Source organism: Pseudoalteromonas carrageenovora IAM 12662, from assembly GCF_900239935.1.
GTDB lineage: Bacteria > Pseudomonadota > Gammaproteobacteria > Enterobacterales > Alteromonadaceae > Pseudoalteromonas > Pseudoalteromonas carrageenovora.
The window spans coordinates 1,689,058-1,702,358 of the sequence record NZ_LT965928.1 but is presented as its reverse complement, the minus strand read 5'-3'; the positions used below and the strand labels follow the sequence as shown (position 1 = coordinate 1,702,358).

Annotated in this window: 12 protein-coding genes; 2 read left to right on the top strand and 10 right to left on the bottom strand. The window is 39.1% G+C overall.

The window, feature by feature from the left end:
* Positions 1–183 precede the first annotated feature (183 nt).
* Together ALFOR1_RS07715 and ALFOR1_RS07710 are read left to right on the top strand one after the other, a co-directional pair.
* Entirely contained in the window at positions 184–1,506 is a 1,323-nt protein-coding gene (locus ALFOR1_RS07715) for a DEAD/DEAH box helicase (protein WP_104642587.1), read from the top strand.
* A gap of 2 nt (positions 1,507–1,508) precedes the next feature.
* Positions 1,509–2,342, top strand: coding sequence for a CvfB family protein (locus tag ALFOR1_RS07710; RefSeq protein ID WP_104642586.1), 834 nt, complete (start codon positions 1,509–1,511; stop codon positions 2,340–2,342).
* A 22-nt stretch (positions 2,343–2,364) separates the two neighbouring features.
* Here the strand turns inward: ALFOR1_RS07710 and ALFOR1_RS07705 are convergent, their stop codons facing one another.
* The 10 genes from ALFOR1_RS07705 to gyrA form a co-directional block, all read right to left on the bottom strand.
* Positions 2,365–2,739, bottom strand: coding sequence for a hypothetical protein (locus ALFOR1_RS07705; RefSeq protein ID WP_104642585.1), 375 nt, complete (start codon positions 2,737–2,739; stop codon positions 2,365–2,367).
* Positions 2,740–2,830: 91 nt separating this feature from the next.
* Complete coding sequence (pyrF, locus tag ALFOR1_RS07700; protein WP_104642584.1) at positions 2,831–3,535, bottom strand: orotidine-5'-phosphate decarboxylase; 705 nt, start codon at positions 3,533–3,535, stop codon at positions 2,831–2,833.
* A 46-nt stretch (positions 3,536–3,581) separates the two neighbouring features.
* Complete coding sequence (gene lapB, locus ALFOR1_RS07695) at positions 3,582–4,718, bottom strand: lipopolysaccharide assembly protein LapB (RefSeq protein ID WP_058549121.1); 1,137 nt, start codon at positions 4,716–4,718, stop codon at positions 3,582–3,584.
* A gap of 2 nt (positions 4,719–4,720) precedes the next feature.
* Positions 4,721–5,002 (bottom strand): lipopolysaccharide assembly protein LapA domain-containing protein, encoded by a 282-nt coding sequence (locus ALFOR1_RS07690; protein WP_058549120.1) that lies wholly within the window; start codon positions 5,000–5,002, stop codon positions 4,721–4,723.
* Between the two features lie 21 nt (positions 5,003–5,023).
* Complete coding sequence (gene ihfB, locus ALFOR1_RS07685) at positions 5,024–5,311, bottom strand: integration host factor subunit beta (protein WP_007583054.1); 288 nt, start codon at positions 5,309–5,311, stop codon at positions 5,024–5,026.
* Between the two features lie 66 nt (positions 5,312–5,377).
* The gene (gene rpsA, locus ALFOR1_RS07680) at positions 5,378–7,045 is read right to left on the bottom strand and encodes a 30S ribosomal protein S1 (protein WP_058549119.1); all 1,668 of its coding nucleotides are present in this window, start codon (positions 7,043–7,045) and stop codon (positions 5,378–5,380) included.
* 95 nt (positions 7,046–7,140) lie between these two features.
* On the bottom strand, positions 7,141–7,851 hold the full coding sequence (cmk, locus tag ALFOR1_RS07675; protein WP_058549118.1) for a (d)CMP kinase: 711 nt from the start codon (positions 7,849–7,851) through the stop codon (positions 7,141–7,143).
* 107 nt (positions 7,852–7,958) lie between these two features.
* Entirely contained in the window at positions 7,959–9,236 is a 1,278-nt protein-coding gene (gene aroA, locus ALFOR1_RS07670) for a 3-phosphoshikimate 1-carboxyvinyltransferase (RefSeq protein ID WP_104642583.1), read from the bottom strand.
* Positions 9,236–10,318, bottom strand: coding sequence for a 3-phosphoserine/phosphohydroxythreonine transaminase (serC, locus tag ALFOR1_RS07665; protein ID WP_104642582.1), 1,083 nt, complete (start codon positions 10,316–10,318; stop codon positions 9,236–9,238). Before serC ends, aroA begins: the two co-directional genes overlap by 1 nt.
* A 116-nt stretch (positions 10,319–10,434) precedes the next feature.
* Entirely contained in the window at positions 10,435–13,134 is a 2,700-nt protein-coding gene (gyrA, locus tag ALFOR1_RS07660; RefSeq protein ID WP_104642581.1) for a DNA topoisomerase (ATP-hydrolyzing) subunit A, read from the bottom strand.
* Positions 13,135–13,301: the final 167 nt, after the last annotated feature.

Below are 13,301 nucleotides of genomic sequence, written 5' to 3'. Positions count from 1 at the left end.
GCTTTGATAGCCTTAAGTGGCGTTTACCGAATCGTAAATCCGGCGCATATGGGGCGCGTATTTTACGCTTTTTATAATTAATTGCAAAAAATAGCGCTATAGATTGGTTTTTACTGTCGGCATAACCCTTGTGTAAGCTATAATGCGGCCATTAATTTAAGTTGCACATTGGAGAACACGACTTTGCACTTTACTGATCTTGGGATTGATACTCGCCTTGAAACACAATTAGCACATCAAGGGATCGCCCAGCCCACAGATATTCAAGCACATGCAGTGCCTACCGCACTTGCAGGGCATGACATTTTCGCTCAGTCTAAAACTGGGTCGGGCAAAACATTAGCGTTTTTGTTACCTGCTGTTCAGCGAGTAATGAAACAAAAAGCGCTCAGTAAACGCGATCCTCGTGTACTTATCGTTGCGCCAACCCGTGAACTTGCAACGCAAGTATTTACTCAATTGCGCTTATTAATTGCAGGCGCAAATATCAAAGCTGTAAAAATATTAGGCGGTGAAAACTTTAACGATCAAATTAAAGCACTGCGTAACGACCCGCACTTTGTTGTTGCAACACCTGGGCGTTTGGCCGATCACATCACAAAGCGCTCATTACAATTAAGTGGTTTAGAGCTGTTAATTTTTGATGAAGCTGACCGTATCCTAGATTTAGGTTTTACTGAACAACTTAAAATGATTAATGAGCAAGCAAATCACCGTTTGCGCCAAACATTATTGTTTTCGGCAACACTTGATCATGCACAAGTAGATGCACTTTCACGCAACTTATTAAAAAAACCAAAACAAATTACGCTTAGCGCAGCAAACGAGCAGCACAGTGATATTAAACAAACTCTTTATTTAGCTGATCACCTTGATCACAAAGAAGCGTTACTTGAACACTTTTTAAAGCAAGACGATGTTGGTCAATGTATTATTTTTACAGCAACACGTGCCGATACCAGCCGTTTAAGTGAAGCTTTAAATGAAAAAGGGTTTAAATCGGTCGCGCTCGCTGGCGATTTAACACAAAGCAAACGCCTTGAAATCATGGACTCGTTTAGCCGTGAAAACTTTAAAATACTAATTACCACCGATGTCGCTTCACGTGGCTTAGATTTATTAAGTGTAACGCACGTAATAAACTTTGATTTACCAAAACATGCAGAAGAATATGTACACCGTATAGGCCGTACAGGCCGTGCTGGTTTTAAAGGTAATGCTTTATCGCTTGTTGGCCCTAAAGACTGGGCAAGCTATTTAGCAATAAAATCGTTTTTGAACGATGAGCTTGTATTTGCAAGTGTTGAAGGTTTAAAAGCTAAATTTAAAGGTATTAAAGAGAAAAAACCTGCTGCGACTGTAAAAACTAAAAAAGTAACGCAGGTTAAAAAACCACACGTTAAACGCAAAGCAAAACCTAAAAAACCAGTGGCACCAATTAAAGCCCCTATGAATATCGATGGCGATTCACCAATGCGCCGCAAAAAAAAGCCTGAGCAGGAATAATTATGAGTTACCTAGGAACAACACAAACCCTATTTGTAAAAGAAGTAAGTAACGAAGGTGCTTACCTTGATGGCCATGACTTAGGTGAAGTGTTTTTACCAAAACAAGAAATTAAACATGAGCTTGAAGCAGGTGATAGCATTAGTGTATTTATATATTTAGATAATGCTAACTTACCTACTGCCACCGTTAAAAAACCACATGCTCAAGTTGGTGAATATGCCCTACTTCGCGTTAAAGAAATAAACAGTATTGGTGCATTTATAGATTGGGGGCTTGATAAAGACGTACTAGTTCCATTTAACGAACAAAAGCCACGAATGCAAGAAGGCCATTCATACTTAGTTCGTTTGTATCTTGATAATGCAAGTCAGCGTATTTGCGCATCGAATAACTTTAACCGCTTTTTATCAAAAGATGAGCCTGAATATTCACACCTTCAAGAAGTTGATTTGATTGTTGCTGGTAAAACAGACATTGGTTACAAAGTGTTAATTGAAGAATCTCACTTTGGTGTTGTATTTTATAACATGGTATTCAAAAATTTATTTGTTGGGCAAAAACTTAAAGGGTTTGTTCAAAAGGTACGTGAAGATGGTAAAATTGACGTTGTACTTGAAAGGCCTGGCATGGGTAAAGTAAGTAATCTTAGTGAAAAGATTTTAGAGAAGCTCAAACAAGAAGGTGGAATACTTGCCATTGGTGATAAGTCAGATCCTGAGCTTATAAAAAAGGTTTTCTCAACGAGTAAAGCTAACTATAAAAAAGCAATTGGTGGATTATTTAAACAAGAGCTAATAGAGATTGAAGCGAAATCCATTCGCTTAAAATCTTAATATAAAATATATCCGCTGAGTTCTAACCTAAAATATATTTATAAGGCAATGTACATTGTGTGTATTGCCTTGAATAATCTAACACTTCAACTTCACTTTCTAAATTAAGTGGCGCTAAACGAAATACTTTCTTTTCACACTCTAACTTTTTGTTTTCATGCTGCGATAAGCACTCAGTTACCGTAATATGTTGTGTGTTTAGAGTCGCCTCATTTTTGTAACATAAGTGATGTGCGTAGTCTTCCATTGTTTTTTTAAAATCAAACATATTAACAGGATACACAGAAATTATATCTGTAACTGTACTAACACCATCATATGCTTTACTTGAAAATACATACTTATTAACCGAAAAACCAGCAACTATAATTAATATAGAACCTAAAAATAACTTCAAAATAAACCCCTACAACATTTTGATTTTATTAATGTAACACAAAATCTACATAAGGTAAGGGTTTAGCACTAAATAACTGGTTTTTGTTAAGCTAGCTTATTGAACTGTTAACATCTTCCAATACTTTTACTGGATTGTCAGCTTTAGTAATCGGCCTACCAATAACTAAATAATCACTTCCGGCATCTACTGCTTGTTTAGGCGTCATAATACGTTTTTGATCGCCAGCATCACTTCCCTCAGGCCTTATACCAGGAGTAACTAATTTAAAATTATTACCTAGTTCAGCTTTTAAAATTTTAGCTTCTTGAGCTGAGCAAACAACACCATCAAGTCCTGCCTCTTTTGCTAATTTAGCTAGATGCATAACTTGTTGCTGTGCTGACTTTTCTACACCTAAGCGTTTTAGCTCAATTTCATCCATACTTGTTAATACAGTTACAGCAATTAAAAGTGGTGCTTTATCGCCAAATTTTTCGAGTGCTTGTTTAGCTTTACTCATCATTTCAAAACCGCCAGATGCATGTACGTTCACCATCCACACGCCCATATTTGCCGCTGCAGTAACTGCTTTAGCTACCGTATTAGGGATATCATGAAATTTTAAATCTAAAAATACATCAAAGCCTAAATCAATTAACTCTTTAACAAATGAAGGCCCAAAGTAAGTAAACATCTCTTTGCCCACTTTTAGACGGCAAGTATCAGGTGAAAGTTGCTTTACAAAACTAAGGGCGGCTTCTTGAGAATCATAATCTAGGGCAATAAGAATTTTTTTTGAATGTTCGAAAGACATAGCTATCCTAATGAATGGCAGTAAAGTTATAAATAGTTAGGGGTTATTAAAATCCGTCTAAGCCTCTACTTGGCACAATGGTTTCCCAATGTTTACAAGATGGGCAATTCCAGTAAATTGTGTGACTGGTAAATCCACAGTGCTGACATTGGAAATCAGGTTTTGTGGCTATATACGAAGTAACAAGCTTATCAATTTCATTGAGTACTTCTTTTGTATTTTTATTTTGATTACCCATAAGCTGCAGTAAAAAGCTAAAACCGCGAATAGTCGGTTGGCGCTTTAAACTATCAGTTAAAAAATCAAATGCTTGCTTGGTATGCCCCTGCTCTAATAAAGCTTGGCAATGTTTTATTTTTATTAGCACGCCACCTTTATCTAAAAGGTCATTTAATAAATCATGAAACTGATGAGTTAAATTTAATTGTTTATAGCTATGCGCCAGCTCATCAATAAATAACGGGGCAAACAACGTAAACTGACAAACAAGTTCACGCCAGTAATAAATAGCTTTAACGTAATCCTCGCTTGTATAAGCAGTTAAACCTAGTTCGTAAAGCGGCCTAATTGCTTTGTAATTTAAGCTTATCGCTTTACGCATTAATTGAGGATTATTATTACTCAATGCTAATTCACAATAAAAGTTAGCAATGGCTTTAAAATGCTGCTCTTTAGAAAATAGCTCGCTATGGGCTTCAAACATATTGATGCCTTTTTCCCACTCTCGGGTTTGCGAATAAAGAGTAATAATAGGGTCAAGCGCTTCAGGCTCACCTGCTTTAACAAGCCAGACCAAATGCTCTTCTGCACTATCAAGTAAACCCGCCATAATATAATCTTCGGCAAGTTCTAAACGCGTAGTTGCAGATTCTTTTTCGCTTAAGCTAGGATGCTTTAAAAGGAGTTCATGAATTTTAATAGCGCGGTCTAGTTCACCTCGACGGCGAAACATAGTAGCTAATGTAGAATAATGTTCAACAGAATCAGCGGCTACTTCGAGCAAGTTGATTAAATGCTCTAAACCCTGATCTTCTTCTCTATCAAGTAAAAACTTTAAGCCTTTACTATATTCAGATGTGATCTGTCTGTTAAGTTGATGAGCTTGGTTTTTAGCACTATTTTTACCCATTATCCAGCCGTAACCGGCAGCTACAGGCAGTAGTAAAAACAAAAGCTCAATCATAATTAGGCGTCTTTATTAGCGGCAAGCTTGTTTTTATCTTTTTCAGGCGCTAATTGTTTTTTTAAACGGTAATTTTGCCACTTTAACTTAGAAAATATTTTAAAGCTTATAAAGCAGCCAATTACAACACCTATTAAAAAGCAGATACTTATTATTACAGCTAAAGGTAATGTATTACTGGCAATAATATAATTAATTTGTACTAATTGTGGGTTTTGAGATCCCAATACAAATGCGCAAATGAGAAAAAACGCAACCAGAATAATTTTTAATACCTTAAACAAGTAACTACTCCAATGAGTTAACTAGGCAATACTCTCGTTTACGCGGTCGCGCAATTCTTTGCCAGGTTTAAAATGAGGTACATGCTTTCCTTCAAGCTCAACTGTATCGCCAGTCTTAGGGTTACGACCTGTGCGAGGAGCGCGGAAATGCAAAGAGAAACTACCAAAACCTCTGATCTCAATACGATCCGAAGTAGATAATGAGCCGGCCATTTGTTCAAGAATTTCTTTTACTGCATTTTCAACATCTTTCACTGGAACGTGTGCGTGTTGTTCCGCAAGTGTTTCTATCAATTCTGACTTAGTCATAGCGTTTCCTTAAAAAGAGATATAGGAAGGGCATTAATGCCCTTCCAACTAAAAACTAATTATATATTAGTCTTTTTGTGCATTTGCGAAAGCAGCTGCCATTGCGTTTTCAAACACTGGCTCTTCTTTCTTAAGCTTCTCAAGTACTTCTTTCTCTTCTGCTTCGAAAAGAGCTTTAACTGATAAGCTTAAAGTGCGGTTCTTACGATCAACACCAACGTATTTAACTTCAATCTCGTCGCCTACAGAAACAACAGTAGTTGCATCTTCAACGCGCTCTTGAGCGATATCAGCTACACGGATGTAACCTTCAACGCCTTCGATAAGTTCAACAGTTGCGCCTTTCGCATCAACTTCAGTCACTTTACCTTTAACAATAGCACCTTTTTTGTTTGCATCAAGGTAGTTATTGAATGGGTCAGCTTCGATTTGCTTAACACCTAGAGAGATACGTTCACGCTCTGGGTCAACTTGCAGTACGATAGCAGTGATTTCGTCGCCTTTCTTGAATTCACGTACAGCTTCTTCGCCAGGTGTATTCCAAGAAATGTCTGAAAGGTGTACAAGACCATCAATACCACCGTCAAGACCGATAAAGATACCGAAGTCAGTGATTGATTTGATCTTACCAGTAACTTGATCGCCTTTGTTTTGAAGACGAGCAAATTCCTGCCAAGGATTAGCAATACATTGCTTAAGACCAAGAGAAATACGACGACGTTCTTCGTCGATTTCAAGAACCATAACTTCAACGTTGTCGCCAAGGCTTACAACTTTAGAAGGATGGATGTTCTTGTTAGTCCAATCCATTTCAGAAACGTGTACTAGACCTTCAACGCCTTCTTCGATTTCTACGAAGCAACCGTAATCAGTAAGGTTAGTTACACGACCAGAAAGTTTAGAACCTTCTGGGTAACGACCAGCGATAGCTGCCCATGGATCTTCGCCAAGCTGTTTAAGGCCTAGAGATACACGAGTTTTATCTTTGTCGAATTTAAGAACTTTAACTGCGATTTCGTCACCAACATTAACGATCTCTGAAGGGTGCTTAACACGCTTCCAAGCCATATCTGTAATGTGTAGTAGACCATCAACACCACCAAGGTCAACGAATGCACCGTAGTCAGTAAGGTTCTTAACGATACCTTTAACTTCTTGACCTTCAACAAGGTTAGCAAGAAGCTCTTCACGTTCTTGTGAGTTTTCAGACTCGATAACTGCACGACGTGAAACAACAACGTTGTTACGTTTTTGGTCAAGCTTGATTACTTTAAATTCAAGCTCTTTGCCTTCAAGGTGAGTTGTGTCACGTACTGGACGAACATCAACAAGTGAACCAGGTAGGAAAGCACGGATTGAATCAACTTCAACTGTGAAACCGCCTTTAACTTTACCGTTGATAACACCAGTAACAGTCTCTTGCTCTTCACATGCTTTCTCAAGACGGATCCACGCTTCGTGACGCTTCGCTTTCTCACGAGAAAGGATAGTTTCACCGAAACCGTCTTCAATTGCATCTAGTGCAACATCTACTTCGTCGCCTACAGCAACTTCAAGTTCACCAGCAGCATTTTTGAACTGCTCTGCAGGGATAGCACTTTCTGATTTAAGACCAGCATCTACAAGTACAATGTTATTCTCGATAGAGATTACTGTACCTTTAACAATAGAGCCTTGCTCTGCTTCAAAACCCTTTAAGCTTTCTTCAAATAACTGCGCAAAATTTTCTGACATACGAATATACGTCTCATATATTAATACCAATAAGCAACCATGCTGCATGGGGTTGTTAAAATAGCACTGGCATCCTGCTGGCGCATAAAAAGTGTTTAGCTTCGTTTAGGAAGCCGACCTTCAGAGATTGCAATATCAACTAAAGTTATAACTTTATCAAACACTTGCTGAGCATTAAGCTCACTAGTGTCTATCTCGATAGCATCTTCTGCAGGTACAAGCGGAGCAACGGCACGATTCATATCGCGCTCATCACGAGCTTGAATGTCCTGTAATAGACCACTTAGTGTAACATCATGGCCGCGCTCATTCAACTCAACAAAGCGTCTACGAGCACGTTCTTCTGCGCTAGCGGTTAAATATATTTTTAACGGCGCATCTTGAAATACCACAGTGCCCATATCTCTGCCATCAGCAATTAAGCCATTTTCAGTGCGAAACGCACGCTGGCGACGTAATAGTGCTTCACGAACGCGAGGTAAAGCAGCTACTTTCGATGCAGCTGCACCCACTTCTTCATTACGAATAGTGGTTGTTACGTCTTCGCCTTCTAAAATAACTTTTCCTGCATTAGTTTGGCTATCTACCAAAAACTGCACATCTAAGTTTGCAGCAAGCGGGACTAACCCTTCTTCATTATCTAATGCAATTTGGTGATGAAGTGCAGCTAAAGATAAAACGCGATAAATCGCACCGCTATCTAACACATCCCACCCTAACTTGTCGGCTAACAAGCGACAAACAGTTCCTTTACCTGAACCACTTGGGCCATCAACGGTGATCACGGGCATTAATAACGCCTGCATTTAAAACCTCCTGCAATGCACACCTAAATAAACCGCGACATTATACGTCAGTTATTAAAATATATCTGCTATAAGTGTGTAACTTTTTATAAATAGTTATAAAAGCCCTATTCACTTACCGACGCTAAAACATTGAAAAAAGTAGGGAATGTTTTATAAGTACACTTAGGATCATTAATGGTTATAGGCTTTCCGCCTACGGCAACCATTGAAAAACACATAGCAATACGGTGATCGTCATAGGTATCAATAGCAACGTCATTAAATGTTTCCGGTGGTGTGATCTCTATAAAATCTTCACCTTCGACTACATGCGCACCTACTTTTCGAAGCTCGGTAGCCATTGCATATAAACGATCTGTCTCTTTTACGCGCCAGTTATATATATTGCGAATAGCTGTTGGGCCTTTGGCAAAAAGCGCAACGGTTGCAAGTGTCATAGCAGCATCAGGGATAGAATTAGCGTCAATGTCTACGCCTTTTAATTCGCCCTTTCTAACCACTAAACGCTCATCATACCACTCTACTTTAGCGCCTACTTGTTCCATTACTTTTGCAAAACCAATATCACCTTGAACCGATTTAGCACCAACACCTTTAATTTCAATCTCGCCGCCAGCAATAGCTGCTGCTGCAACAAAATAAGAAGCCGAAGATGCATCACCTTCAACCATTATGCGTTCAAGTGATTGGTACTGTTGACCACCTTTTACTTTAAAGGTTGCATAATTATCGTGTTGAACATTAATTCCAAAACGAGCCATAACGCCTAAAGTAATATCAATATAAGGCTTAGAGACTAAAGTACCTTTAATTGTTATGTGTGTATCACCGCTAAATAAAGGAGCTGCCATTAATAAAGCCGTTAAAAATTGACTTGAAATACTGCCGTCAATTTCAACTTCTCCGCCATTTATTTGCCCACCCACTATTTTAAGTGGTGGATAATCTTTATGTTTAGTGTAAGTAATGTCACCGCCTAGTGCTTGCAGTGCATCAACTAAGTGCCCTATTGGGCGCTCTTCCATGCGTGGCTCGCCTATTAACTCATATTCGCCACTTACAGCCGCAAGCACAGCTGTTAAAGGGCGATATGCCGTACCCGCATTGCCTAAAAACAAAGGCTCACTAGGCGTTTTAAAAATGCCACCTACGCCATTTACAGTCGCTATGGTGTGCTCTTCATTAAGTGTTACATTTACACCTAAAAGCTTTAAAGCCCCCAACATATGACGAATATCATCACTATCAAGTAAGTTCTCTACAACGGTTGTTCCATTAGCAAGTGCTGCTAATAATAAAATACGGTTTGATAAGCTTTTTGACCCAGGTAAAGTTACTGAGCCGTTTACACGAGAAATAGGCTCTAAGCGAAGTTGCTCCATTAGCTATTCTCCTTTGCAAAGCTAGCCATAAAATCCACAAGCGCCTGAACACCTTCAAGAGGCATTGCGTTATAAATACTTGCACGCATACCGCCAACTATTCTGTGACCCTCAAGTGCTAACAAACCTGCGTCTTTAGATTGCGTAACAAACTTTTCATTCAAGCTTTCATCATTAAGCCAAAATGGAACATTCATTCGTGAACGACAATGCTTAGCTACTTTATTGGTATAAAAAGAAGATTCATCAATGAAATCATAAAGTAACTGCGCTTTTGCAATATTTTGAGCTTCCATTGCTTTAACGCCGCCATTACTTTCGAGCCATTCAAATACTTGTGCAGCTAAATACCATGCAAAAGTAGGTGGAGTGTTAAACATGCTACCCTGTTTTGCTTCAAGGGCGTAATCTAAAATCCCTGGCTTTGCTAGACCTTTACGCTCGAGTAATAATTTACGAACAATAACGATTGAAATACCCGATGGACCGATATTTTTTTGTGCACCAGCATAGATTAAATCAAATTTATTAACGTCGATCTCGCGCGATAAAATAGTCGATGACATATCTGCGACAATTGGCGCCGTTGGGTGTGTTGGTACTTCAAAAATTTCTAGTCCATCTACCGTTTCATTAGGACAGTAGTGAATGTACGATGCATCAGCAGGTAAAACCCAGTCAGCTACTTGTTTTATTGAAAACTCGCCATTAGCATCATTACGTACATCAATAGAGGTTGCTTTAGTAAACTTATTAGCTTCATCCGTTGCACTTTTAGACCACACACCATTTTCGCAATAAACCGCAGCTTTACCTTCTTGGTGCAAGTTTAAAGGAACGGCACTAAATTGACCGCGACCACCACCGTGCATAAATAGCACTTCAAACTCATCACTAATGTTCATTAATCGACGAAGGCTGGCTTCGCATTTAGCTGTGAGTGCTAAAAAGTCTTTGCTGCGATGGCTTATTTCCATCACAGACACACCCAAATCTTGCCAATCCAAAAATTCTTTTTGTGCTTTTTGCATAACCGCTTGCGGAAGCATGGCTGGCCCCGCACAAAAATTGTATTTACTCATTACCTTTGCCTCATTCCAGTAATTTAACTACTGAGCATAAATAATAAAATTTATGCTCTATTAATTTTTTTCAACAACATTAAAAAAAGCGGCCTTAGCCGCTTTTTCAATTTCAATTATTCAGAAGGAGGATTGTCATCCACGGCTTCGTCTATAACTGCATCAACTGTTTCAACGTCTTCAATATCAATTAAGTCACTTTCTGTAACTTCAATCTCTTCGATACGTTGTAAACCAACTACTTGCTCTTCGTCAATAGTTCTGATCAAAATAACACCTTGCGTGTTACGTCCAACCGTAGAAACTTCATTAACGCGAGTACGTACTAAGGTACCACGATTAGAAATAATCATTATTTCATCGTTATCGTCAACTTGTACAGCACCTACTACAGCACCGTTACGCTCACTCACCTTAATAGATACAACACCTTGTGTTGCACGGCTCTTAGATGGGTAATCTTCAAGTTGTGTACGTTTACCGTAACCATTTTCAGTAACGGTTAAAATAGCACCGTCAGTTTTTGGTACAATTAACGATACTACGCGTTGATCATCTGCCATTTTAATACCACGAACACCGGTAGCAGTACGGCCCATAGGACGTACACCTTTGAAACGAATTTCAGGGTTACCTTGCTCATCAAGTACTGGGTTGCCGTCTTCATCAACCACTGCTGACTCTTCAGCTTCTTTAAAGCGTACAACTTTACCTGCATCAGTAAACAACATAATTTCATTGCTACCATCGGTAATATCAACACCAATTAGGCTATCGCCTTCATTTAGGTTAACCGCAATAATACCGCTCGCACGTTGACGACTGTATGCTGTAAGTGGTGTTTTCTTCACTGTACCAAATGCTGTAGCCATAAAGATGTATTTATCATCTTCGTACTCGCGTACAGGTAAGATAGCAGTAATACGCTCATCATCTTCAAGTGGCAATAAGTTAACAATTGGCTTGCCGCGCGCAGCACGACTTGCAAGTGGTAACTGGTAAACTTTGAGCCAGTATAAACGGCCTGCAGTTGAGAAACACAATATTGTATCGTGCGTGTTTGCCACTAATAAACGCTCAATGAAATCTTCATCTTTCATCTTCGTTGCAGATTTACCTTTACCACCACGACGCTGCGCTTCGTAATCAGATAACGCCTGATACTTAACATAACCTTCGTGAGAAAGCGTAACAACGACGTTTTCTTCAGTAATTAAATCTTCTAAGCTAATATCGTGTGCAGCAGCGTTGATCTCAGTACGACGCTCATCACCATATTGCTCTTTTATTTCAACTAGCTCATCACGAATAACTTCCATTAAACGCTCAGGTGTAGCCAAAATGTATAATAGTTCAGCAATTAAATCTAAAAGCGCTTGATATTCAGTTAAAATCTTTTCATGTTCAAGACCTGTTAACTTGTGTAAGCGTAAATCTAATATTGCTTGAGCTTGTTGCTCAGAAATATAGTACTGCCCATCACGAATACCTAACTCCGCAGCTAACCAATCAGGACGAGCTACATTGTCTTCGCCGGCTTTTTCAAGCATTGCTTGTACATTACCTAATTCCCACGGACGCGCTGTTAAAGCAACTTTAGCTTCAGCAGGTGTTGGAGATTTACGAATAAGATCAATTATTGGGTCAATGTTAGCAAGTGCAATTGCTAAGCCTTCAAGCGTGTGTGCACGGTCGCGAGCTTTACGTAAGTCAAATACTGTACGACGAGTTACTACTTCACGGCGGTGAATAATAAACTCTTCAAGCATTTCTTTTAAGTTAAAACACTTAGGTTGATTATTTATTAACGCAACCATATTCATACCAAACACAGTTTGTAACTGGGTTTGAGAATATAAGTTGTTTAATATTACTTCACCTACGTCACCACGTTTTATCTCAATGACGATACGCATACCGTCTTTATCAGATTCGTCACGTAATGCGCTAATGCCTTCAATTTTCTTATCTTTAACAAGCTCAGCTATTTTTTCAATTAAGCGTGCTTTATTTACTTGATAAGGAATTTCATGAACGATGATTGTTTCGCGACCCGTTTTTTCATCGGTTTCGATGTCGGCGCGTGCACGCATGTACACTTTACCACGGCCAGTTAAATAGGCTTGTTCGATGCCTTTTTTACCGTTGATAATTGCAGCAGTTGGGAAGTCAGGGCCTGGGATATAATCCATTAACTCATGAATAGTTAAATCAGGATTTTGAATAAGTGCTAAACAGCCATTAACCACTTCAGTTAAGTTATGTGGTGGGATGTTAGTCGCCATACCTACCGCAATACCTGATGAACCATTTACTAATAAGTTAGGAACCTTCGTTGGTAAAACGTCAGGAATTTGCTCTGTGCCATCGTAGTTAGGTACGAAATCAACCGTTTCTTTTTCAAGATCGGCCAATAACTCATGCGACATTTTTGCCATACGTACTTCTGTATAACGCATTGCCGCTGCTGAATCACCATCAACCGAACCGAAGTTACCTTGGCCATCTACAAGCATATAACGTAGAGAGAATGGCTGTGCCATACGGACTATTGTGTCATAAACTGCACTATCGCCGTGTGGGTGGTATTTACCGATTACATCACCGACCACACGGGCCGATTTTTTGTAAGGCTTGTTCCAATCATTACTAAGCTCGTTCATTGCAAACAAAACGCGGCGGTGAACAGGTTTTAAACCATCACGTACGTCTGGTAGTGCACGTCCTACAATTACACTCATCGCGTAATCTAAGTAGGAGTTTTTTAACTCGTCTTCAATATTGACTGGCAGAATTTCATTGGCGAGATCAGTCATTTGATATCACATTCCTTCAGTATCAGCTCTTTGCAACCCGGTATTAGGCGCCAAGAGTATTTGTTATTATTTCTAAGTGACCATGCTATCACAATTAATTTGGATTTACAGGCGCAAAACTTTGCGATTTATCAATTTAGCCCTATATAATGGCCTCAGATTGACGA

Coding starts and splice junctions, on each gene's coding strand:
- ALFOR1_RS07710 (WP_104642586.1), top strand. CDS start 1,509: ATGAGTTACCTAGGAACAACACAAACCCTATTTGTAAAAGAAGTAAGT.
- pyrF (WP_104642584.1), bottom strand. CDS start 3,535: ATGTCTTTCGAACATTCAAAAAAAATTCTTATTGCCCTAGATTATGAT.
- lapB (WP_058549121.1), bottom strand. CDS start 4,718: ATGATTGAGCTTTTGTTTTTACTACTGCCTGTAGCTGCCGGTTACGGC.
- ihfB (WP_007583054.1), bottom strand. CDS start 5,311: ATGACTAAGTCAGAATTGATAGAAACACTTGCGGAACAACACGCACAC.
- rpsA (WP_058549119.1), bottom strand. CDS start 7,045: ATGTCAGAAAATTTTGCGCAGTTATTTGAAGAAAGCTTAAAGGGTTTT.
- cmk (WP_058549118.1), bottom strand. CDS start 7,851: ATGCAGGCGTTATTAATGCCCGTGATCACCGTTGATGGCCCAAGTGGT.
- aroA (WP_104642583.1), bottom strand. CDS start 9,236: ATGGAGCAACTTCGCTTAGAGCCTATTTCTCGTGTAAACGGCTCAGTA.
- serC (WP_104642582.1), bottom strand. CDS start 10,318: ATGAGTAAATACAATTTTTGTGCGGGGCCAGCCATGCTTCCGCAAGCG.
- gyrA (WP_104642581.1), bottom strand. CDS start 13,134: ATGACTGATCTCGCCAATGAAATTCTGCCAGTCAATATTGAAGACGAG.